Origin of the sequence: Paraburkholderia sp. SIMBA_027 (genome assembly GCF_046535315.1) — a bacterium.
GTDB classification, from domain to species: Bacteria; Pseudomonadota; Gammaproteobacteria; order Burkholderiales; family Burkholderiaceae; genus Paraburkholderia; species Paraburkholderia tropica.
The window spans coordinates 43775-65768 of record NZ_JAWRWY010000006.1 but is presented as its reverse complement, the minus strand read 5'-3'; the positions used below and the strand labels follow the sequence as shown (position 1 = coordinate 65768).

At 65.6% G+C, this 21994-nt stretch carries 23 protein-coding genes; 20 read left to right on the top strand and 3 right to left on the bottom strand.

The window, feature by feature from the left end; translation table 11 throughout:
- The first annotated feature begins 91 nt into the window (after positions 1-91).
- The 8 genes from SB764_RS12930 (at position 92) to SB764_RS12895 (ending at position 7530) form a co-directional block, all read left to right on the top strand.
- On the top strand, positions 92-1081 hold the full coding sequence (locus tag SB764_RS12930; RefSeq protein WP_074981448.1) for a methyltransferase domain-containing protein: 990 nt from the start codon (positions 92-94) through the stop codon (positions 1079-1081).
- 263 nt (positions 1082-1344) lie between these two features.
- Positions 1345-1821, top strand: a complete 477-nt coding sequence (locus SB764_RS12925; protein WP_065062129.1) for a DUF2244 domain-containing protein — start codon at positions 1345-1347, stop codon at positions 1819-1821.
- Between the two features lie 93 nt (positions 1822-1914).
- On the top strand, positions 1915-3567 hold the full coding sequence (gene coxB / locus SB764_RS12920; RefSeq protein ID WP_110325347.1) for a cytochrome c oxidase subunit II: 1653 nt from the start codon (positions 1915-1917) through the stop codon (positions 3565-3567).
- 142 nt (positions 3568-3709) lie between these two features.
- Positions 3710-5320, top strand: a complete 1611-nt coding sequence (gene ctaD / locus SB764_RS12915; protein WP_065062134.1) for a cytochrome c oxidase subunit I — start codon at positions 3710-3712, stop codon at positions 5318-5320.
- A 201-nt stretch (positions 5321-5521) separates the two neighbouring features.
- Positions 5522-5662, top strand: a complete 141-nt coding sequence (locus SB764_RS12910; RefSeq protein ID WP_216822702.1) for a cytochrome oxidase small assembly protein — start codon at positions 5522-5524, stop codon at positions 5660-5662.
- Positions 5663-5701: 39 nt separating this feature from the next.
- Complete coding sequence (locus SB764_RS12905) at positions 5702-6283, top strand: cytochrome c oxidase assembly protein (protein ID WP_074981452.1); 582 nt, start codon at positions 5702-5704, stop codon at positions 6281-6283.
- A 39-nt stretch (positions 6284-6322) separates the two neighbouring features.
- A complete protein-coding gene (locus SB764_RS12900; RefSeq protein WP_065062140.1) occupies positions 6323-6544 on the top strand; it encodes a DUF2970 domain-containing protein in 222 nt (73 codons plus the stop codon).
- A 128-nt stretch (positions 6545-6672) separates the two neighbouring features.
- The gene (locus SB764_RS12895; RefSeq protein ID WP_183712798.1) at positions 6673-7530 is read left to right on the top strand and encodes a cytochrome c oxidase subunit 3; all 858 of its coding nucleotides are present in this window, start codon (positions 6673-6675) and stop codon (positions 7528-7530) included.
- A 138-nt stretch (positions 7531-7668) separates the two neighbouring features.
- Here SB764_RS12895 and SB764_RS12890 read toward each other — a convergent pair whose 3' ends face one another.
- Positions 7669-7878: a twin transmembrane helix small protein gene (locus tag SB764_RS12890; RefSeq protein ID WP_028201826.1), complete on the bottom strand. Its 210-nt coding sequence runs from the start codon at positions 7876-7878 to the stop codon at positions 7669-7671.
- A gap of 114 nt (positions 7879-7992) precedes the next feature.
- Between SB764_RS12890 and SB764_RS12885 the strand changes: the two genes are divergently transcribed.
- The 6 genes from SB764_RS12885 to SB764_RS12860 all read left to right on the top strand — a co-directional run bounded on the left by SB764_RS12885 (position 7993) and on the right by SB764_RS12860 (position 13226).
- Positions 7993-8739 carry an SURF1 family protein gene (locus tag SB764_RS12885; protein WP_410863727.1) on the top strand — a complete coding sequence of 249 codons (747 nt, stop codon included), beginning with the start codon at positions 7993-7995 and terminating at the stop codon, positions 8737-8739.
- A 79-nt stretch (positions 8740-8818) separates the two neighbouring features.
- Complete coding sequence (locus SB764_RS12880) at positions 8819-9472, top strand: SCO family protein (RefSeq protein WP_065062333.1); 654 nt, start codon at positions 8819-8821, stop codon at positions 9470-9472.
- 40 nt (positions 9473-9512) lie between these two features.
- Positions 9513-10622, top strand: coding sequence for a COX15/CtaA family protein (locus SB764_RS12875; protein ID WP_065062146.1), 1110 nt, complete (start codon positions 9513-9515; stop codon positions 10620-10622).
- A gap of 9 nt (positions 10623-10631) precedes the next feature.
- Complete coding sequence (cyoE, locus tag SB764_RS12870; RefSeq protein WP_065062149.1) at positions 10632-11537, top strand: heme o synthase; 906 nt, start codon at positions 10632-10634, stop codon at positions 11535-11537.
- 4 nt (positions 11538-11541) lie between these two features.
- Positions 11542-12180 (top strand): SCO family protein, encoded by a 639-nt coding sequence (locus SB764_RS12865; RefSeq protein ID WP_410863724.1) that lies wholly within the window; start codon positions 11542-11544, stop codon positions 12178-12180.
- A gap of 233 nt (positions 12181-12413) precedes the next feature.
- The gene (locus SB764_RS12860) at positions 12414-13226 is read left to right on the top strand and encodes a MetQ/NlpA family ABC transporter substrate-binding protein (protein ID WP_065062151.1); all 813 of its coding nucleotides are present in this window, start codon (positions 12414-12416) and stop codon (positions 13224-13226) included.
- A gap of 109 nt (positions 13227-13335) precedes the next feature.
- On the opposite strand, the gene SB764_RS12855 is transcribed toward SB764_RS12860, so the two are convergent.
- Positions 13336-13671: a MarR family winged helix-turn-helix transcriptional regulator gene (locus tag SB764_RS12855; protein WP_124260942.1), complete on the bottom strand. Its 336-nt coding sequence runs from the start codon at positions 13669-13671 to the stop codon at positions 13336-13338.
- A 510-nt stretch (positions 13672-14181) separates the two neighbouring features.
- On the opposite strand from SB764_RS12855, the gene SB764_RS12850 reads away from it, so the two are divergent.
- The 6 genes from SB764_RS12850 (at position 14182) to nagE (ending at position 21753) form a co-directional block, all read left to right on the top strand.
- On the top strand, positions 14182-14916 hold the full coding sequence (locus tag SB764_RS12850) for a GntR family transcriptional regulator (protein WP_065062155.1): 735 nt from the start codon (positions 14182-14184) through the stop codon (positions 14914-14916).
- Positions 14913-15071 (top strand): hypothetical protein, encoded by a 159-nt coding sequence (locus SB764_RS12845; RefSeq protein WP_156773828.1) that lies wholly within the window; start codon positions 14913-14915, stop codon positions 15069-15071. The genes SB764_RS12850 and SB764_RS12845 overlap by 4 nt, the downstream gene beginning before the upstream one ends.
- Positions 15065-16168: an N-acetylglucosamine-6-phosphate deacetylase gene (nagA, locus tag SB764_RS12840; RefSeq protein ID WP_110325353.1), complete on the top strand. Its 1104-nt coding sequence runs from the start codon at positions 15065-15067 to the stop codon at positions 16166-16168. The genes SB764_RS12845 and nagA overlap by 7 nt, the downstream gene beginning before the upstream one ends.
- Entirely contained in the window at positions 16161-17168 is a 1008-nt protein-coding gene (locus tag SB764_RS12835; RefSeq protein ID WP_065062160.1) for an SIS domain-containing protein, read from the top strand. The genes nagA and SB764_RS12835 overlap by 8 nt, the downstream gene beginning before the upstream one ends.
- Before the next feature lie 12 nt (positions 17169-17180).
- Positions 17181-19817: a phosphoenolpyruvate--protein phosphotransferase gene (gene ptsP / locus SB764_RS12830; protein ID WP_321865274.1), complete on the top strand. Its 2637-nt coding sequence runs from the start codon at positions 17181-17183 to the stop codon at positions 19815-19817.
- 178 nt (positions 19818-19995) lie between these two features.
- Positions 19996-21753 carry an N-acetylglucosamine-specific PTS transporter subunit IIBC gene (gene nagE / locus SB764_RS12825; protein WP_321941409.1) on the top strand — a complete coding sequence of 586 codons (1758 nt, stop codon included), beginning with the start codon at positions 19996-19998 and terminating at the stop codon, positions 21751-21753.
- 88 nt (positions 21754-21841) lie between these two features.
- On the opposite strand, the gene cydX is transcribed toward nagE, so the two are convergent.
- Entirely contained in the window at positions 21842-21958 is a 117-nt protein-coding gene (gene cydX, locus SB764_RS12820; protein ID WP_065062163.1) for a cytochrome bd-I oxidase subunit CydX, read from the bottom strand.
- Positions 21959-21994 lie beyond the last annotated feature (36 nt).

Genomic DNA, 21994 nt, shown 5'->3' with positions numbered 1-21994 from the left:
GCGGCATCGAAGGGCGGCCCGTAGCGGGCTCGTGAACTGAAAGGATGGGAGTGAGCGAGTATACTTCGCAGACTTCGCCAATACGACCGACATGTCCCCGTCTCACCCCAGACCCGGCCGTCCGGCCTATGATCCGCGCCATGTGCAGCGGATTTTCGATCGTCGCGCGGCGACTTTCGACGAGGTCGCGTTCCTGCCGCGAGAAATCGCGAGCCGCATGCGCGAGCGCCTCGACTACATCAAGGTGAGCCCCACGTGCGTGCTCGACCTGGGCTGCGGCCCCGGTGACGACCTCCCGAATCTGCGCGAGCGCTTCCCCGAAGCGCCGGTGTTCGGCGCCGATCTCTCGTTTGCGATGCTCGAGCGCGCCCGCGCGCACGACGCCGGCGACACGAGCTGGCGCCGGTTCCTCCCCGTTTCGATCGGCCGGGCGCTCGGCGCACGCGGTCCGCGTTTCGCGCAGGCCGACTTCGCCGAACTGCCGTTTGCGCACGGCGCATTCGAGATGCTGTGGTCGAATCTCGCGCTGCACTGGCATCCGCGCCCGGACCTCGTGTTCGGCGAATGGCAGCGCGTGCTCAAGGTGAACGGTCTGCTGATGTTCAGCACGCTCGGCCCCGACACGCTCAAGGAGCTACGTGGCGCCTATGCCGAAGTCGAGGCCGCGCACGGCGTGGCCACGCAGCCGCACGTGATCGATTTCGTCGACATGCACGATCTCGGCGACATGCTGGTCGAGAACGGCTTTGAGATTCCGGTGATGGATCAGGAGACGCTCACCGTCACCTACAAGACGCCGGAAAAGCTGCTCGCCGACGTGCGCCGCTGGGGCGCCTATCCGTTCGGCTGGGAAGCGTCCGACGCCGACGCGCCGGCGCTCGCGCCGCGTCGCCTCTATCGTGCGCTGCTGGACGCGCTCGAGGCGCGCCGGTTGCACGACGGACCGAACGCGGGAACCATCCCGCTCACCTTCGAAATCATCTACGGACACGCCTGGAAGGCCGTGCCGCGCACGACGGCTGAAGGCCACGGGATCGTGCGGATCGAAGATATTGGACGCGGTTCGGCAAGGAATCGCTGACGTGGTAAGGGGGCTTTCGTTATGCCTGAAATTAGCGCCTGAAAAGCCCCCGAATTTTTGTTGAAAAATCGCTGGAAGTGCCGTCTGGTAAGGGTTTTAGGCAGATTGGGGCTTGCTTGTGAGGGCTGGGGTTCGCGCCTATAATGCGTCAGCTTGCTGCACGGGCAGACCCCAAATCCGACACGGCAAGTCCAGATCTCCCGCAGTTGTGTAAGGCGCAAAGCGGCGATAGTCTGAGGATGTTGCAGTGGGGGGAGCGAGCGATGCAGACATCTGATCTGCTGGCGAGTCCGGAGCCGGTCCTGAAAGACTGGACCATGAAGCGCAATTGTTCGGTTTCGCCCAGGCAATTCGTGTTGTTCTATGTGTCGCTGGCGCTGGTCTCCATCGCGATCGCCGTTCTGCTGTTGATCCACGGCGCCTGGCTGGTTTTGCCGTTCACTGGAATCGATCTGTTGGTAGTTGGGGGCGCCTTCGCCATCTATGCGCGCCATGCTGTCGATTACGAACGTATCAGGCTATATCCGAACCGGCTGGTGATCGAGCAGATGAGCGCCAACGCGCTCACCCAGTTCGAATTCAATCCCCGCTGGGTCCGGGTCGAGCCGGGCGCGACCCCACGCGATCCGGTGCGTCTCGTGTCCCGCGGCCAGGCGGTCGCTGTCGGGTTGCATCTGCCGCAGTATCGGCGTGCGCAGTTCGCGCGGGAACTGCGTGCGTGGCTTGCGCGCGCGGGCTGAAATCATGCGCGTTGCGTCATTTTACGAGTCGCGGCGCGAGCGCCCCAGGGCGCGACCTGATTGCGAAACCTTCCTGCGGGGTCGAGGGTTTGAATGGAAAATATGGGTAAGGAAGCTATGAAAACAATCAAGCGAGCCCTACAGGGCGTGCTCGCGTGCAGCGGACTTCTGGTCGCGGGCGCGGCACTCGCAGTCGGAGACAGTCCGGGCGGTCCAGCGGTCAACGAGATCAATCTCCAGCCGCCCGTCACGCGCATCGCAGAAGAGCTTTACAGCCTCCATACGATGATGCTGATCCTATGCACGGTGATTTTCATCGGCGTATTCGGCGTCATGTTCTATTCGATTTTTGCGCACCGCAAATCGAAGGGTCATCAGGCCGCGCATTTCCACGAGAGCACGACCGTCGAAATCATCTGGACGGTGGTGCCGTTCGTGATCGTCGTGCTGATGGCGCTGCCGGCGACCAAGGCCGTCGTGGCCATGAAAGACACCTCCAACGCCGATCTCACCGTGAAGGTCACCGGCTATCAGTGGAAGTGGGGCTACGACTACGTGAAGGGGCCGGGCGAGGGCATTAGCTTTCTTTCGACGCTGACCACGCCGCGCGCCGAAGTGAACGGCCATGCGCCGATCACCGACACCTATCTGCAGGAAGTCGACAACCCGCTCGTCGTGCCGGTCAACAAGAAGATCCGCGTGATCACGACCGCCAACGACGTGGTGCACTCGTGGTACGTGCCGGCGTTCGGCGTGAAGCAGGACGCGATTCCGGGCTTCGTGCGCGACACGTGGTTCAAGGCCGAGAAGACGGGCACCTACCGCGGCTTCTGTACCGAGCTGTGCGGCAAGGAGCACGCCTACATGCCGGTCGTGGTCGAAGTGCTGTCCGACGACGACTACGCGAAGTGGGTGCAGACGCAGAAGGCGAAGATGTCGGCCGCCAACGACGACCCGAACAAGACCTACACGCTCGCGGAACTGAAGGAGCGCGGCGCGAAGGTCTACGCGGCCAACTGCGCGGTGTGCCACCAGCCGACCGGCAAGGGCGCGGGCGCGTTTCCGGCGCTCGACGGCAGCAAGGTCGCGAACGGTCCGATCGCCGAGCACGTGAGCATCGTGCTGCACGGCAAGAACGCGATGCCGTCGTGGGCGCCCACGCTCAACGACGTGGAGATCGCTTCGGTCATCACCTTCGAGCGCAATTCGTGGGGCAACCACATGGGCGACCTTCTGCAACCGCGTCAGGTCGCCGACGCCCGCAACGGCAAGCTGCCCGAAGGCGGCGCGACGGCTGCGGCGGGTGCTGCTGCGGGTGCCGATCAGGCCGCGGCAAGCGGTGCGGCGGGCGCTTCCGCTGCGTCGGGCGCGGATCAGGCCGCCGCCGCGAGCGGTGCGGATCAAGCCTCCGGCGCGGCGCAAGCCGGCGCGTCGCTGCCCGCGAACGTCTACTTCGAGATCGGCAAGAGCACGCTGCCCGCCGACGCGAAGGACGCGATCCAGGCCGCCGCCGATTACGCGAAGGCGCACCCCGACGCGAAATTCACGCTCTCGGGCTACACCGACGCGAGCGGCAAGGCCGACGCGAACGCCGAACTCGCCAAGCATCGCGCGCAAGCCGTGCGCGACGCGCTGAAGGCGGCCGGCATCGCCGAAGACCGCATCATCATGAAGAAGCCGGAAACCGTTACTGGCGGCGCCGACCCGAAAGAGGCGCGCCGCGTGGCGATCAGCCCGGCGGCTTGAGCCGGGCGGCCTGCAACACGGCCGCGACGGCAAGCAGTCCATAAGAATTTAATAAACGCGCAGTACGCAGTACGAGCGGGCCTACGCACGCCCAGACCAACTGCAGTAAGAGACGCAAAGCAATTCGCTTCAGGAGAGAGTCATGTCTAGCATCGGACACGATGTAGCAGGGCACGGCCACGTGCACGGCGATCACGCGCACGAGACACCGCACGGCTGGCGACGCTGGCTGCTGGCCACCAATCACAAGGACATCGGAACGCTGTATCTGCTGTTCTCGTTCGTGATGTTCCTGTCGGGCGGCGTGATGGCGCTCGGCATCCGCGCCGAGCTGTTCGAACCGGGACTGCAGATCATGCGCCCCGAGTTCTTCAACCAGCTCACCACCATGCACGGCCTGATCATGGTGTTCGGCGCGATCATGCCGGCCTTCGTGGGCTTTGCGAACTGGATGGTGCCGCTGCAGATCGGCGCCTCGGACATGGCGTTCGCGCGCATGAACAACTTCAGCTTCTGGCTGCTGCCGGCCGCCGCGTGTCTGCTGGTCGGCTCGTTCTTCGCGCCGGGCGGCGCGACGGCCGCGGGCTGGACGCTCTACGCGCCGCTCTCCACGCAGATGGGCCCCGGCATGGACTTCGCGATCTTCGCGGTCCACATCATGGGCGCTTCGTCGATCATGGGCGGCATCAACATCGTCGTGACGATCCTGAACATGCGCGCGCCGGGCATGACGCTCATGAAGATGCCGATGTTCGCGTGGACGTGGCTCATCACCGCTTACCTGCTGATCGCCGTGATGCCGGTGCTCGCGGGCGCGATCACGATGCTGCTGTTCGACCGTCACTTCGGCACGAGCTTCTTCAACGCGGCGGGCGGCGGCGATCCGGTCATGTACCAGCACATCTTCTGGTTCTTCGGCCATCCCGAGGTCTACATCATGATCTTGCCGGCGTTCGGGATCGTTTCGCAGGTGATTCCGGCGTTCTCGCGCAAGCCGCTGTTCGGCTATAGCTCGATGGTGTACGCCACGGCGTCGATCGCGATTCTCTCGTTCATGGTCTGGGCGCACCACATGTTCGCCACGGGCATGCCGGTCACGGGCCAGCTGTTCTTCATGTACGCGACGATGCTGATCGCGGTGCCGACGGGCGTGAAGGTGTTCAACTGGGTCGCCACGATGTGGCGCGGCTCGCTCACGTTCGAAACGCCGATGCTGTGGGCCGTGGGCTTCCTGATCGTGTTCACGTTCGGCGGCCTCTCGGGCCTGATGCTCGCGATGGCGCCGCTCGACATCCAGTATCACGGCACCTATTTCGTGGTGGCGCACTTCCATTACGTGCTGGTGGCGGGGTCCTTGTTCGCGCTGTTCTCAGGGTGGTACTACTGGTCGCCAAAATGGACCGGCTGGATGTACAACGAGATGCGCGGAAAGATTCACTTCTGGTGCTCGCTGGTGTTCTTCAACCTCGCGTTCCTGCCGATGCACTTCGTCGGCCTCGCCGGGATGCCGCGTCGCTACGCGGACTATCCGGCCCAGTTCACCGACTGGAACCAGGTGATCACGATCGGCGCATTCGGCTTCGGGCTCTCGCAGGTGTACTTCCTGTTCTTCGTGGCGCTGCCCGTGTATCGCGGCGGCGGCGATCTGGAAAAGGCCGGCGACAAGCCGTGGGACGGCGCGACCGGTCTCGAATGGACCGTGCCGAGCCCGGCGCCGTTCCACACCTTCGAAAATCCGCCGACGGTCGAGTAAGCCGTTTTCGGAACGCGGTGTCCGGCGCACGTTGCCGGACACGCCGACCACGCTGAACACGCAGAACGCGCCGAACAACGACGCCAATCCGCTAACGCACGCCGCCGTCTTTGTGCGGTTTTCATCGCAGCACGCAACGAGGAGCGATTCACGATGCGCATCACGATGACCGGAACGGACGCGGCCAACGGGCCCGCGAGCATGACGCGCAACACAGACAAAAGACGCACGCCCGAGCAGATTCGCGCGGGCAACCGCCGGCTCGGCCTCGTGTTGCTGGCGGTCGTCGCGGCCTTCTTTCTGGCCGGCGTCGTCAAGCAGGTGTATTTCGCCGGCCACTGACGCCGGGGCATTTGCCGTCTTACCGTAAGAGGAAGTCCGATGTCCACGCAGCACGCCGAAAACGACCGCGCCTTCAACCGATCGATGCTCGTGAAGCTCGTCGTGGTCGCGCTGTTGATGTTCGGTTTCGGCTTCGCGCTGGTGCCGATGTATCGCGCGATCTGCCAGATCACCGGCATCAACAATCTCGTGCAGCGCGACGCCACGGAGCGCGAGGCGCGCAACACGCAGGTCGACATGACGCGCACGGTGTCGATCGAACTCGATGCGAACGCGCGCGGACTGCTGGGTTTCCGGCCAGAGCAGCGCAGTATCGATGTGCATCCGGGCGAAGTCATGACCGTGATGTACGACATTTCGAACAACGAAGGACGCACGATCGACGCGCAGGCGATTCCGAGCTACGCGCCGAAGCAGGCGACCGAGTATTTCCGCAAGATCGAGTGCTTCTGCTTCACGCAGCAGACCTTGAAGGCGAACGAGACGAAACGCATGCCGGTGGTGTTCGTGGTCGACCCGAAGCTGCCGAAGGACGTGAAGACGATCACGCTGTCGTACACCTTCTTCGAGCTGAACAAGCCGGCGGTGCCGGCCGCGCCGAAGCAGGCGGCGGGCGCGTGAATTCCACCGATGACGCGGCACCCACGCAATGAAGCGCAGATGAACGCAAACGGCACGAACGGTAAAGGCAACGCGAAAAAGGGCAGCGTCCTGCAGCTCGTGAAGGCGGTCGCGTGGTCGTTTCTCGGCGTGCGCAAGCGCGCGGACCTTGAAGCCGACGCCGCGCAGCTGCATCCGGCGGCGCTGATCGCGGCGGGCATTATCGGCGCGGTGCTGTTCATCGTCGTGCTGTTGCTGATCGTGCACGCGGTGGTGGGTTGAAGCCGCGCGCGGCGCAAGACGAAACAACGGAAGCAGATCAGGCAACAAGCGCAGCAACACAACAAGAGACGCAACGAGAGACACACAGCCGGCTGCGGCCGGAGCAACTGGAAATTGGAGAATCAGGCATGAGCGGCCAAAACGATAGCCCGTACTACTTCATTCCGCACCCGTCGCGGCATCCGATCAGCGCGGCGCTCGGACTTCTGGTCATGCTCGCCTCGCTCGCGTCGTGGATCAACGGCGATTCGTGGGCGCCGATCGGCGTCGTGATCGGCTTGCTGTGGTTGCTGTTCACGCTCTATCACTGGTTCGGCGACGCGATCGCCGAATCGGAGGGCGGCATGTACGGCAAACGCGTCGACGTGTCGTACCGCTGGAGCATGAGCTGGTTCATCTTCTCCGAGGTGATGTTCTTCGGCGCGTTCTTCGGCGCATTGTTCTACGCGCGCCAGATCGCACTGCACCAGCTCGGCAGTCTCGACTACAAGCTGATCTGGCCGGACTTCGCGGCGGTGTGGCCGAACAACGGCCCGGCGGCCCTGGTCTCGCATTTCCGCTCGATGACGCCCTGGCCGGTGCCGACCATCAACACCGCGCTGCTGCTCTCGTCGGGCGCGACGCTCACGGTCTCGCACCACGCGCTGCGCGAGAATCATCGCACCAAGGCCATCGCGTGGCTCGCGGCCACGATCGTGCTGGGCGTGTGCTTTCTGTTCCTGCAGGCGTTCGAGTACATCCACGCTTACGGCGAACTGAACCTCACGCTCGCGTCGGGCATCTACGGTTCGACGTTCTTCCTGCTCACGGGCTTTCACGGCTTCCACGTGTTCCTCGGCGGCACGATGCTGACCGTGGTGCTGATCCGCATGATTCGCGGCCACTTCACGGCCGAGCATCACTTCGCGTTCGAAGGCGCCGCGTGGTACTGGCACTTCGTGGACGTGGTGTGGCTGGGGCTGTACGTCGTCGTGTACTGGCTCTGAGTGGCGCTGAGCGCGTGGCGCGACGCTTCGCGGCGACAACAGAACGCAAACGCCGCTCCGACCTCGTCGGCGCGGCGTTTTTGTCTTTGACGTCCTGACGATCGAGCGCGAAGGGCGAGCGGGAAAGCGGTGCGCGAATCAGCGCCCGTACGGAATGCCGGTGGACTGAATCCAGCCCATCCAGTGCGCGAAGAGGATGAAGAGGAAGAGGGAGATCGAGAGGCCGACGCGCGTGGCGAGCGACCAGACCATGCGCTTGGTGCGGCCCCGGTCGTGCATCATGAAGTAGAGCGCCGAGATCATGCTGGCGATGATCAGCGCGAACGCAACAGGGACCAGGATGTGCATGAAGTTCACGGAATTTGGCATGACTGAAAACGCCCGTCTCATTATGGCACCGAGGTTCGCCGTGTGGGGTTCGATCGCGGCGATCACCGGTATTTCGCGCATTGGACGTACCCGATGAAAATCCGCCTCGTTCCCGCGCTGCTCATTCTGCTCGTGATGGCCGTGACGATCCGGCTCGGCTTCTGGCAGCGCGACCGCGCGCATCAGAAGGAAGCGCTCCAGGCGCAGATCACGCAGTACGAAAACGCGACGCCGCAGATCGTGGGCGCGGCGCCGCTCGCGCTCAAAGACGTCGAATTCCATCGCCTGCGCGCGACCGGCACGTTTTTGCCCGAGCGCGTGGTGTATCTCGACAATCGTCCCTATAACGACCAGCCAGGCTTTTACGTCGTGATGCCGCTTAAACTCGAAACCGGCGGCGTGGTGCTCGTGAATCGCGGCTGGCTGCCGCGCAGCATCGATAATCGCGAGATGATCGCGCCCTATGACACGCCTGCTGGCACGGTCACGGTGGAAGGCATCGCGCGCGCGGATGCGTCGCGGGCGTACGAACTGGGTGCCGGCGGCTCTGCAGCGCATCAGAAGATACGGCAGAATCTCGGCGTCGCTTCCTACGCGGCGGAAACCGGATTGCCCCTGCAACCCTTCGTGATCCAGCAGACCGCCTTCGTGCCGGCCTTCAAGGACGGCCTCGTGCGCGACTGGCCGGCGCCCGCCACCGACGTCGAACGCAACTACGGCTACATGCTCCAGTGGTGGGGCATGGCGGCCGCGGCGCTCGGATTCGGGCTGTATGCGGCGCGCCGGGCTGCGGCAAAAGAGCGCATGCACGGTCCGATGCCGGGCACGAAGGACGCCTGATCATCCGATGGGGCAGGATCGTCCGCTGGCTCAGCTCAGCGCAGGACAAACCGGAAGCGACAACAACGAGGTTCAAGCAGTGTCGACTCACACACCCGATACATCGCAGGTCCCGCGCCACCCGGCGCGCGGCGGCAACGGTCAGCAGAAAGGTTCGTGGCAACGCGGCCGCTGGATGCTGCTTCTCATCGTCATCATTTGCGGCGCGCCCATCGTGCTGTCGTATTTCACGTATTACGTGATCAAGCCGAAGGGCGGCAGCACGAGCTACGGCACGCTGATCGAACCGCAGCGCACGATTCCGTCCGCGCTGACGGTGACCGGCGACGACGGCCGCGAAGTGCCGCTCGCTTCGCTGAGCGGCCGCTGGCTGATGCTGACGGTGGACAGCGGCGCGTGCAACGACGCCTGCGCGCAGAAGCTCTATTTCATGCGCCAGGTGCGCGCGACTCAAGGCGCGGAGCGCGAGCGCATCGTCACGGTGTTTCTGCGCACCGACGACGCGAACGTGCCCGACAAGGTGAAGCAGGCTTACGCGGATACGCGCATGTTGCGCGCCAACCCGGCTTCCGTGGCCGCGTGGCTGCCCGCCACCGACACGACCAAGGACACCGATCACATCTATCTGGTCGATCCCAACGGCAATCTGATGATGCGATTCCCGGCCCAGCCGGATCCGTCGAAGATCAAACAAGACGTCACGAAGCTCCTCAAGTGGTCCCGCATCGGTTAAGGTGCGCAGCGCGTCTGACAGAGAAGAGTAAGAGAAAGAGATGTTTATCCTGGAGCTGGGCCTGATCGGCCTGTGCATCGCGTTGCTGCCGCTCTCGTGGGTCTGGGTGAAGGCCGACGACAACAAGTTTCGCAAGCTCGTGTGGCTCACGACGTTCATGACGCTCGACCTCGTCATGTTCGGCGGTTTCACGCGTCTCACCGATTCGGGCCTCGGCTGCCCCGACTGGCCGGGCTGCTACGGCACCTCGTCGCCGTTCATCGCGCACGCGCAGATCGCGGCGGCGCATCTGGCCATGCCCACCGGTCCCGTCAGCATGTCGAAAGCGTGGATCGAAATGATTCACCGCTACTTCGCGATGGCGATCGGCGTGCTGATCATCGCGCAGACGGCGATCGCCTGGCGCGCGCGCATCAAGCGCATGCCGCTGCACGTCTCGCCGTGGTGGCCGACGGCGCTGCTCGGCCTGATCGTCGTGCAGGGTGTGTTCGGCGCCTGGACCGTGACGATGAAGCTGCAGCCGATCATCGTCACCACGCATTTGATGCTGGGCCTCACGCTGCTCGGCGCGCTCGCGTGGCTCGCCGCGCGCATGACGCCGCTGCCCGCCTACGAGCCCGACGCCGCGCGCTGGCGCGCGGCCGCGCTGATCGGACTCGTGCTGCTGATCGCGCAGATCGCGCTGGGCGGCTGGGTGAGCACGAACTACGCGGTGCTCGCCTGCACCGACTTCCCGACCTGCAACGGCGCGTGGATTCCGCCGATGGATTTCCATCACGGCTTCCACCTCTGGCGCGCGCTCGGCATGGACGGCAACGGCGACGTCATCACGCAGGACGCGCTGGTCGCGATCCACTGGACGCATCGCACGTTTGCCTTCGTGGTGATCGCGTATCTGGTAGGGTTCGCCTTGAAAATGCGGCGCTATGCCTCCTTGCGCCGTCCCGCGAACTGGGTTCTGATCGTGATCGCCCTCCAGTTCCTGACAGGACTTTCGAACATCGTCCTGCAATGGCCATTGCCCATCGCGGTGGCTCACAACGGTGGCGCGGCGATCCTGTTGCTTTTGCTCGTCGTGCTAAACTTTCGAATTGCTTGTAGCCGCCCCGGTCGCGCCGTTCTCCCTGCGCGCGACACCGCTGCGGTGTGATCCCGCCCTATGGAAAGTACAACCCTCCCCCAGTCGCCCGGCAGCCGCGTTTCGCAATATCTCGCGCTGACCAAGCCGCGCGTCACCCAACTGGCCGTGTTTTGCGCGGTCATCGGCATGTTCCTCGCCGTGCCGGGCATGGTGCCCTGGAAGCAGCTGATCGGCGGTACCGTCGGCATCTGGCTGACGGCCGGCGCAGCCTTCGCGATTAACTGTCTCGTCGAACAGAAGGTCGACGCCCGCATGCGCCGCACGTCGTGGCGTCCCTCGGCGCGCGGCGAGATCACGAGCCGGCAGATCCTGCTGTTTTCGGCGGTGATCGGCGGCGTGGGCATGTGGGTGCTCTACACGTTCACGAATCCGCTCACGATGTGGCTCACGGTCGCGACCTTCATCGGTTACGCGATCATCTACACGCTGCTGCTCAAGCCGGCCACGCCGCAGAACATCGTGATCGGCGGCGCCTCGGGCGCCATGCCGCCCGCGCTGGGCTGGGCCGCCGTCACCGGTCACGTGCCGGGCGACGCGTGGATTCTCGTGCTGATCATCTTCGTCTGGACGCCGCCGCACTTCTGGGCGCTCGCGCTGTATCGCCGCAAGGACTACGAAGCCGCGGGCCTGCCGATGCTGCCGAACACGCACGGTGAGAAGTACACGCGCCTGCACATCCTGCTGTACTCGCTGATCCTTTTTGCCGTCGCGTTGATGCCCTATATCTCGGGCATGAGCGGTCTGCTGTATCTGGTGTCGAGCGTGCTGCTCGGCGCGATCTTCCTCGCCTACGCCTGGAAGATCTATGTCGAGTATTCGGACGACCTCGCGCGCGCGATGTTCCGTTACTCGATCATCTATCTCTCGCTGCTGTTCGTCGCGCTGCTCGTCGATCATTACGTGCACGCACTCATCGGGGCGTAACGCGATGGTCCGCACTTCGCTAGCGCGCCTCGCGCGCGCCACGGTCGTCGCGCTCGCGGCGACCGCTCTCGTGGGCGGCACGCTCGCGCTCGAAGGGTGCGGCCAGCAACCGCCGTCGTTCTCGAACCTCGACATCACGGGCAACACGCAGTTCGGCAAGGACTTCTCGCTGCCCGATTCGCACGGCAAGACGCGCACGCTTGCCGACTTCCAGGGCAAGGTGGTCGTGCTGTTCTTCGGCTACACCCATTGCCCGGACGTCTGCCCGACCACGATGGCCGAGCTTTCGCAGGCGCTCCAGCAACTCGGTCTCGACGCCGCGAAGCGCGTGCAGGTGATTTTCGTGAGCGTCGATCCGCAACGCGACACGCCCGAGATCCTGAGCCAGTACGTCAGCGCGTTCGATCCGACCTTCATCGCGCTGCGTCCGGCCAACGACGAGCAGCTCAAGCAGATCACGAAGGACTTCCGCGTCTACTACGCGAAGGTGCCGGGCACCACGCCCGACAACTACACGATGGATCACACGGCGGCCAGCTACGTGTTCGACACCACGGGCAAGCTGCGCCTGTTCGCACGCGACGGCCAGGGCGTCACGCCGTGGCTCCACGACCTGAAGATCCTGCTCGATATCAACAGCTGAGCGGCTCGCATCCTCGCCGGCAGCGGCGCACACTGGCGCGCGCCGGCATACCCGTATGCGATTTCTTTATTTCGCGGGGCGCTCATCATATGGGATCATTTATGACTGCGCCGACGCGCGGCACATGACGCCGCCGCGACCGGCGACGTGACAGCCGCGACCGCGCGGCAAGACCCGCGACAATTCTCGCGATAAAAACGCGATCAATACGCATCCAGCTCGAAACTCACTCCATGCAGCGCAGAAATCTGATTAAAGCTCTCCTCGCCGGCGTCGCCGCCACCACCCTCGCAGCCAGCTTCGGCGCACGCGCGGACGACCAGGTCATCAAGGTCGGCACCGTGTCGGGTCCGGACGCGCAAGTCTGGGCTGTGGTCCAGAAGGTCGCGAAGCGCGAAGGCCTGAACGTCAAGGTCATCGAGTTCAACGACTACGTGCAGCCGAACGCGGCGCTCGATTCGGGCGACCTCGACGCCAACAGCTTCCAGACCGGCCCGTACCTCGACAGCCAGATCAAGCAGCGCGGCTACAAGATCGTCAACGCGGGTCTCACGTACATCTCGCCGATCGGCGTGTACTCGAAGAAGCTGAAGTCGCTCAACGACCTGCCGCAAGGCGCGAAGGTCGCGGTGCCGAACGATCCGTCGAACGAAAACCGCGCGCTGCTGCTGCTGCAGAGCAAGGGTCTGATCAAGCTGCGCGCAGGCGCGGGCACGAACGGCAACAATGCCACGGCGCTCGACGTCGCGTCGAATCCGAAGAAGGTGAAGCTGGTCGAACTGGACGCCGCGCAACTGCCGCGCGCGCTCGGCGACGTCGACGCTGCCGTGATCAACACGAACTACGCGCTCGCCGCCGGCCTGCAGCCGACCAAGGACGCGATCGCGATCGAAGACATCCACAGCCCGTACGCCAACCTGATCGCCGTGCGCGCGCAGGACAAGGACAAGCCGTGGGTGAAGAAGCTGGTCGCCGCTTACCAGTCGGAAGACGTGCGCCAGTTCATCAAGAACGAATTCAAGGGCTCGATGGTCCCGTCGTTCTAAGCGCTGACAGATAAGCGCCACTTGGGCGCTTCATCGCCGCAGACGAAAAAGCCGCTTCGAAAGAAGCGGCTTTTTTCTTTGGCGCGTCGCCGTGAATGCGCGATGGCGCCTAGCTCAAAAGCTGCTGCACCACCCGCATGGCCTCGACGAGCCGCGCCTGCTCGTCTTTCGTCAGCCTCGCCAGCATGCTCTCGATATTGCCAATCGCGGCCGTGGCGAGCGCCGCATAGGCTGCCCGGCCGCCTTCCGTCAGACGCAGCAGCGTCTGGCGCGCATCGGCTTTCGAGGGCTCGCGCGCGATCAGCGCGCGTTGCTCGAAACCCGTCAGGATGCGGCTCAGATACCCGGAATCGAGCGAGAGATTGCGCGCGAGCGCGGCGGCGGTATCGGCGCTATTGCTGGCCAGTTCGCGCAGGATGCGCATTTCCGTCAGCGAGTAGGGCATGGGCGGAAGGCCGCCGACGTGTGTGCCCAGAAATTTTCGATAGAAGCGATTGAACTGCAGGACGGCTTCTGCATGCCGTCTCGTGTCGGAATCGTTTGACAACCTTCTTACCCCGTCGTCATTCGTTGATATTGGTCAGATGCCACTATATGGGATGTTTTCGTCTGACGATATTGTTGTTTGCCTTTGCGCAGGGGTATTGGTCCTACAGCGGTATTACGGTGGTGTGCTCCGACATGGCTTTTAACTGGCTTGTGGTCCGCTACCGGTAGACCAAAACTGGGCTCTCCAGGGAAAACACCGAGACCAATCGGGCACCGCGCCAGGCCTTATGAGTTCGTGCAAGTTATTGATTTTTCGCGAAGTTTTCTTGCGCAGGCGAAAGCTCACGCGTCCGTTGACTGGTATTATTGTGGTTATATAATGGGCTCGCTTTCGAACCGGGCCGCCGAGCGTCAATGCCGAGCCGCCCGGGCGCCCCACGATCTGTCCACTGCTGGCCGGAGTTCCATGGAAACCCGTTGGTCTGCCCTGATGCCCGACGCGCGCAACGTCACGCCGCTCTATCTGCAGCTGGCGCGCAACCTTGCCACGGCCATTCACTGCGGCGTGTGGTCGGCCGGCGAGGCGCTGCCTTCGGAGCGCACGCTGTCGGACGCGATCGGCGTGTCGCGCATCACCGCGCGCAAGGCGATCGAACTGCTCGTCGAGCAGGGTCTGATCCGGCGCGCGCGCGGCGCGGGCAGTTTCATCACGCCGCGCGTCGAGGATCCGCTGTCGCGCCTCACCGGCTTCACGAAAAAGATGGAGCAGCGCGGTTTCACCGCGGATTCGGTGTGGCTCGAGCGCGAAGTGCGCCCGGCGCGGCGCGAGGAAATCGTCCAGCTCGGTTTGTCGCCGGGCGCGTCGGTCACGAGTTTGCGGCGGCTGCGCCGCGCGGACGGCACCGTGATGGCCGTCGAGCATTCCGCGCTGCCGGTGTCCATCGTGCCGAATCCGGCGCTGATCGACGGTTCGCTGTACGCGTACCTCGAATCGCGCGGCCAGCCTGTCGTGCGCGCGCTGCAGCACTTCAGCGCCGTGAATGCGACCGGCGAGATCGCCGCGCTGATGGGCGTGGAGCCGCGCGCGGCGCTGCTCGTGATCACGCGTGTGGGTTTTTCGCCCGACCAGCGCGCCATCGAGTTGACGGACACGTACTGCCGCGACGGCTATTACGACTTCGTCGCGGAGCTGCGGCAATGAAGAAAGTGGCAGGCGAAAAAGCGGACGAAAAAGCAGGCGAATTCGAAGTCGGACGGAACGCACAGCTGCGTCAGGACTCTCTCATGGACATCGACGTAACGACTTATCGCGCGCCGGCCAACGTCGCGCGCAACATCGGAAAAATCTCATGCTGAGCGGAAATATTCTCACCCCCGAAGGCTGGATCAACGGCACGCTGTCGTTCGAAAACGGCCGCATCACGTCGATTCAGGGCGAGGCCGCCGATCCGTCGAAGAACGACGCGCCGTACATCATTCCCGGCTTCATCGATCTGCACGTGCACGGCGGCGGCGGCGCCGACGTGATGGAAGCGGGCGATGCCATCGAAACCATCGCGCGCACCCACGCGCGCTTCGGCACGACGAGCCTGCTCGCCACCACCATGACCGCGCCGCGCGACGAGCTGATGAGCGTGGTCGCGGGCCTCGGCGACGTCGCGCGCCAGCGCACGCCGGGCGCCGCCCGCGTGCTGGGCGTGCACCTCGAAGGGCCGTACATCAATCCGGGCAAGCTCGGCGCGCAGCCCGACGCGGCCGTGTCGGCCGTGCTCGACGAAGTGCTCAAGTACCTGGCCATCGCCCCGATCCGCGTGGTGACCGTCGCGCCCGAAATCGCGGGCCATATCGAGATCATCGGCGAAATGGCGGCGCGCGGCGTGCGCGTGCAGCTCGGCCATTCGCTCGCCACCTACGACGACGCCGTCGCCGCGCTCAAGCACGGCGCCTGTGGTTTCACGCATCTGTTCAACGCGATGTCGCCGCTGCACCACCGCAATCCGGGGCTGGTCGGCGCGGCGCTCGCGCACGCGGAGTACGCTGAGATCATTCCGGACCTGCTGCACGTGCATCCGGGCGCGATCCGCGCGGCGCTGCGCGCCATTCCGCGCCTTTATGTGGTGACCGACAGCACCTCGGCCACCGGCATGCCCGACGGCGAATACCGCCTCGGCAGCCAGCACGTGACGAAGTGCCTCGGCGGCGTGCGTCTCGCCGACGGCACGCTCGCGGGCAGCACGCTCACCATGGATCAGGCGCTGCGCAATCTCGTCTCGCTCGGCCTGCCGATCGCGGACGTATCCGCGCGCCTGTCGCGCTACGCGGCCGACTACCTCGGCATCGAAGACCGTGGCCGCCTCGTGCGCGGCGCATGGGCCGATGTCAACGTGTTCGACCGCGAACTGGCGCTCACCGCGACCTATGTCGAAGGAGAATCGATTGTCGAATATGCTTAAAGAAGCGCTGGCCTCGGCCGGCGTCGTCGCGGCGCAACTCGCGGACACCTCGCGCGTCGAGGCGCTCGCGGACGTGCTGCAAGCCGAGCCGCGCCAGGTCGCGCTGACCGTCGCGCGCGGCAGCTCCGACCACGCGGCGAGCTATTTCGCCGCGCTCACCATGAGCCGCCTCGGCGTGCCGGTCGCCTCGATTCCCATGTCGATCGCCACGCTCCAGCAGGCGCCCTTACGTGTGCGCGGCCAGTTCGGCCTTGCTTTCTCCCAATCAGGCAGGAGTCCTGATCTCGTCGCCACCATGCGCGTGCTGCGCGAAGCGGGCGCGCTGACGGCGTCGATGGTCAACGTCGCCGGCTCGCCGCTCGCCGAAGCCGCGGGCAACGAACTGCCGCTGCTCGCCGGTCCCGAGCTGAGCGTCGCGGCCACCAAGAGCTATATCGCGATGCTCGCGATGTCGGCGCAACTCGTGGCCTTCTGGCAGCGCGACGCCGCCTTCCTCGATGCCGTGCGCGCGTTGCCCGACGCGCTCGAACGCGCGGGCACGCTCGACTGGTCGAAGGCCGTCGACGAACTGCGCGACGTGAAGCAGATGCTGGTGATCGGACGCGGTCCGGGGCTCGCGATCGCGCAGGAAGCGGCGCTCAAGCTCAAGGAAACCTCGAGCATTCAGGCCGAAGCGTTTTCGAGTGCGGAAGTGCGTCATGGTCCGATGGAGCTGATCGATCGCGACTATCCGCTGCTCGTGTTCGCGCCGCGCGGACCGGAACAGGCAGGTCTCGTCGACTTCGCGCGCGACATGCAAAAGCGCGGTGCGCGCGTGCTGCTCGCCGCGCCCGCCGACGTGCCGGACGCCACGTTGCCGCTCGTCACGGCCGCCGATGCGTCGCTCGATCCGATCGCCGCGATCCTGTCGTTCTACGTGATGGCGGCGGGTCTCGCCGCCGCGCGCGGACGCAATCCGGACGAGCCGCGCTTCCTGAACAAAGTCACCGAAACCCACTAGATTGGAAAGCTGATGGAACGCATCCAGGAGTCCCGTCTGATGAACCCGGAACATGCCGCCGCGCGCGTCGAACTCGTCGCGCCGCTAACCGGACCGGTCGTGCCGCTCGCATCGGTCCCCGATCCGGTGTTTTCGGAAGGTCTGTTCGGCGACGGCATCGGCGTCGATCCGCTCGTCGGCCGCCTTGTCGCGCCGTGCGACGGCACCGTCATGCACCTCGCGCGCACCGGCCACGCCGTCACGCTGCAAAGCGCCGAAGGCGCGCAGATTCTCGTGCACATCGGCATCGACACGGTCGAGCTGAACGGCAAGGGCTTCACGCCCCAGGTCGAGCAGGGCGCACAGGTGCGCCGTGGCGATCTGCTGATCGAATTCGATCTCGATATCGTGGCGTGTCACGCGCCGAGCCTGGTGTCGGTGATCGCGATCGCGAACTCCGATGCGTTCGAAGTCGTCGAGCGTGCGGGCGCGGGCCACGTGCGCGCGGGCGAGACGACACTGCTCGTGCTGCGCGCGCGCGACGGCGCGGCTGTCGAGGCGAGCGTCACCAACGTGGTGATGGACGAAGTGCGCCGCACCGTCACGCTCGCGCATGCGGGCGGTCTGCATGCGCGGCCCGCGGCGCGGGCGCGCGAAGCGGTGCGCGGTCTGGAAGCGCGCGTCGAGGTGCGTTACGGCGAGCGCAAGGCGGCCATCGAAAGCGTGGTCGGCCTGCTCGGGCTGGGCGCGGGCGAGGGCGCGACGATCGAACTCGTCGGCATGGGCCGCGAGGCGCAGAAGGCCGTCGACGCCGTGGCGGGCGAGTTGCTGCGCGAGGCGCCGGGCGAAGTGTCCGAAACGCCTGCGCGCGAGCTTTCGCCTGCGCCGCTTGCTGCTGCGCCTGCTGCCGCTAACGCGCAAACCGCGCAACAGCGTGCACAGCAAAGCGCGCCGGGCACGCTGATGGGCGTGTGCGCCGCGCCGGGCGTGGCGGTCGGCAAGCTGGTCCGCTGGGACGACGCCGAACTCACGCCGCCCGAACTCGCGAGCGGCACGCCGGCGGCGGAAAGCCGTCTGCTCGACAAGGCCGTCGCGGCCATCGACGCCGAACTCGAAGCGTCCGTGCGCACGGCGTCGCAGCGCGGCGCGATCGGCGAAGCGGGCATCTTCCAGATGCATCGCGTGCTGCTCGAAGACCCCACGCTGATCGACGCCGCGCGCGATCTCATCAGCCTCGGCAAGAGCGCGGGCTTCGCGTGGCGCGAGGCGATCCGCGCGCAGATCGCCGTGCTCGGCAAGGTCGACGATCCGCTGCTCGCCGAACGCGCCGCCGATCTGCGCGACCTCGAAAAGCGCGTGCTGCGTTCGCTCGCCTATACGAGCGGCGCGGCCGGTGCGAACGGCGCGGCGCAACGCGAGTTGCCCGACGAAGCCGTGCTCGCCGCCGACGAATTCACGCCCTCCGATCTCGCCACACTCGACCGCACGCGCGTGACGGCGCTCGTGATGGCGCGCGGCGGCGCGACCTCGCACGCCGCGATCATCGCGCGTCAGGCCGGCATTCCGGCGCTGGTCGCGCTGGGCGACGCGCTGCATCAGATCGAGGAAGGCGCGCAGGTGATCGTGGACGCGAGCGCGGGACGCTTCGCCTTCGCGCCCGGCGCCGCCGACATCGAACGCGCGCGCACCGAGAAGCAGCGCCTCGCGGGCGTGCGCGAAGCGAACCGCCGCACCTCGCACGAAGCCGCCGCCACGCGCGACGGCCACGCGGTCGAAGTCGCGGCCAATATCGCGACGCTCGACGACGCGCGCACGGCCGTCGACAACGGCGCCGACGCCGTGGGCCTGCTGCGCACCGAACTCATGTTCATCCATCGTCAGGCGGCGCCGACGGTCGAGGAACATCGCCAGAGCTATCAGGCCATCGCGGAAGCGCTCGCGGGCCGCACGGCGATCATCCGCACGCTCGACGTGGGCGCCGACAAGGAAGTCGATTATCTGACGCTGCCGCCCGAGCCGAATCCGGCGCTCGGTCTGCGCGGCATCCGGCTCGCGCAGGTGCGCCCGGATCTGCTCGACGACCAGTTGCGCGGCCTCGTGGCCGTGAAGCCCGAAGGCGCGCTGCGCATTCTGCTGCCGATGGTCACCGACGTGGGGGAACTCGTGCGCCTGCGCGAACGCATCGACGCCTTCGCGCGCGAAGCGGGCCGCAGCACGCGCGTCGAAGTGGGCGTGATGATCGAGGTGCCGTCGGCGGCGCTGCTGGCCGACCAGCTTGCGCGTCACGCCGATTTCCTGTCGATCGGCACCAACGATCTTACGCAGTACACGCTCGCGATGGACCGCTGCCAGCCCGATCTCGCCGCGCAGGCCGACGGCTTGCATCCGGCCGTGCTGCGCCTCGTGGCGATCGCGGTGGAAGGCGCGCGCAAGCACGGCAAGTGGGTGGGCGTGTGCGGCGCGCTGGCGGGCGATCCGCTCGCGGTGCCGCTGCTCGTCGGTCTCGGCGTGACCGAGCTGTCGGTCGATCCGGTCTCGGTGCCGTCGATCAAGGCGCGCGTGCGCAAGCTCGACTACGCGCTGTGCCGCGATCGCGCCCAGGACGTGCTGATGCTCGAATCGGCGCAGGACGTGCGCGCCGCGAGCCGCGCGAACTGGCCGCTCGACTGAACGGCGCGTATCGCTTCGGAATCCGGTAATCAGGGTTCCGAAGGTTTCCAACGGTTTCGCAGGTTTTCAACGGTTTCCCAAACCACACCCCGGCGCGCGCAGCGATCGCGCGCCGGCTTTTCTCACCTCAATACGTCTCGCCGCAATACCTCAAGAGACAGGGACTGGAGGCAGTTCGATGGATGGCAATCCGTTTCTCAAGATCCAGAGCCTCGGCCGCGCGCTGATGCTCCCGATCGCAGTGCTGCCCGTGGCGGGCATTCTGCTGCGCTTCGGCCAGAGCGACATGCTCAATATCAAGATCATCGCCGACGCGGGCGGCGCGATCTTCGACAACCTGCCGCTGCTGTTCGCGATCGGCATCGCGGTCGGCTTCGCGAAGGACAACAACGGCGTGGCGGCGCTCGCGGGCGCGCTCGGCTATCTGGTCGAGACCGCCGTGATGAAGGACATCAACGACAAGCTCAACATGGGCGTGCTGTCGGGCGTGGTGGCCGGTGTCGTCGCGGGCATGCTGTACAACCGCTTCAAGGACATCAAGCTGCCCGAGTTCCTCGCGTTCTTCGGCGGCAAGCGTTTTGTGCCGATCATCACCGGGCTCGTGTGTCTCGCGCTCGGGGTGATATTCGGCTATGCGTGGGGACCGGTGCAGAGCGTGATCGACACGGCGGGCCACTGGCTCACCACGGCGGGCGCGATCGGCACCTTCGTGTACGGCCTGCTCAACCGTCTGCTGCTGGTCACGGGGCTGCACCACATCCTCAACTCGCTCGTGTGGTTCGTGTTCGGCACGTTCACGCCGGCGGGCGGCGCGCCGGTCACGGGCGACCTGCATCGCTTCTTCGCGGGCGACCCGACGGCGGGCGGCTTCATGGCCGGCTTCTTCCCGGTGATGATGTTCGGCCTGCCGGCCGCATGTCTCGCCATGCTGCACGAAGCGCCGAAGGAAAAGCGCGCGATGGTGGCGGGCCTGCTGCTCTCGATGGGCCTCACCTCGTTCCTTACGGGCGTGACCGAGCCGATCGAGTTCACCTTCATGTTCCTCGCGCCGGTGCTCTACGCGATCCATGCAGTGCTCACGGGCCTGTCGCTCGCGATCTGCTCGCTGCTGGGCATCAAGCTCGGCTTCACGTTCTCGGCGGGCGCGATCGACTACGTGCTGAACTACGGCCTCTCGACGCACGGCTGGGAAGCGATTCCGCTCGGCGTGGCGTACGCGGTCGTGTACTACGTGCTGTTCCGCTTCTTCATCCGCCGCTTCAATTTGCCGACGCCGGGCCGTGAAGCCTCGGCGGGCGATACCGAAATCGCCGAGTCGATGTCGGGCGTCGCGGTGCCGGGCATGGCAGCGACTTCGCGCGCGGCGCGTTATATCGATGCGCTCGGCGGCGCGGCCAACCTCAAGGTGGTCGATGCGTGCACGACGCGTCTGCGTCTGAACGTGGCCGATCCGGCGCGCGTGTCGGAGCCTGCTTTGAAGGCGATCGGTGCGCGCGGCGTGCTCAAGCGCGGTGGCGAAAGCGTGCAGGTCATCATCGGGCCGGAAGCGGACATCATCGCCGACGAGATTCGCGGTGAGCTTGCGCGCGGCGGTGTTTCATCGAATGTGGCGAATGTGGCCAAGGCGGTGAATGCCGCCGCCGTGGCTCCGACCGTTGCGCAAAGCGCGCCGGCTGCGGCGGGCGCGCACAACGCCGGTCCGCTCGATCCGAATCCGTCGCGCTGGCTGGCCGTGCTCGGCGGCGCGGCGAACATCGTCTCGCTCGATGCGGTCGCGGCCACGCGTCTGCGCGTGATCGTGCGCGATCCGGCCGCGGTCGACCGTGCGAAGCTCGACGCGCTCGACGTGGCGTGGGTGTCGGCGGATACGCTGCACATCGTCGTCGGCGACGCTGCGCCGCGTTACGCGCAGGAACTGGCGCTTCAACCGGCATGATCGGCTGAACCGGCGACATCGGCGAAATAAAAAACCGGCAGGTTGCCAGCCTGCCGGTTTTTTTATGGGCGCGTCGCGGCGCCGTACGTTAATGCGCGTCGTCGCCGTGGGTTTGCATCTTCTGCTGCTCGTCGAGCCACATCACGTTGATGATGCCGAAGGCGAGCGCCACGCCGATGCCGAGAATCCAGGTGAAGTACCACATGATGTTTGCTCCTGCCGATGTTGCGTACGTTGCGTA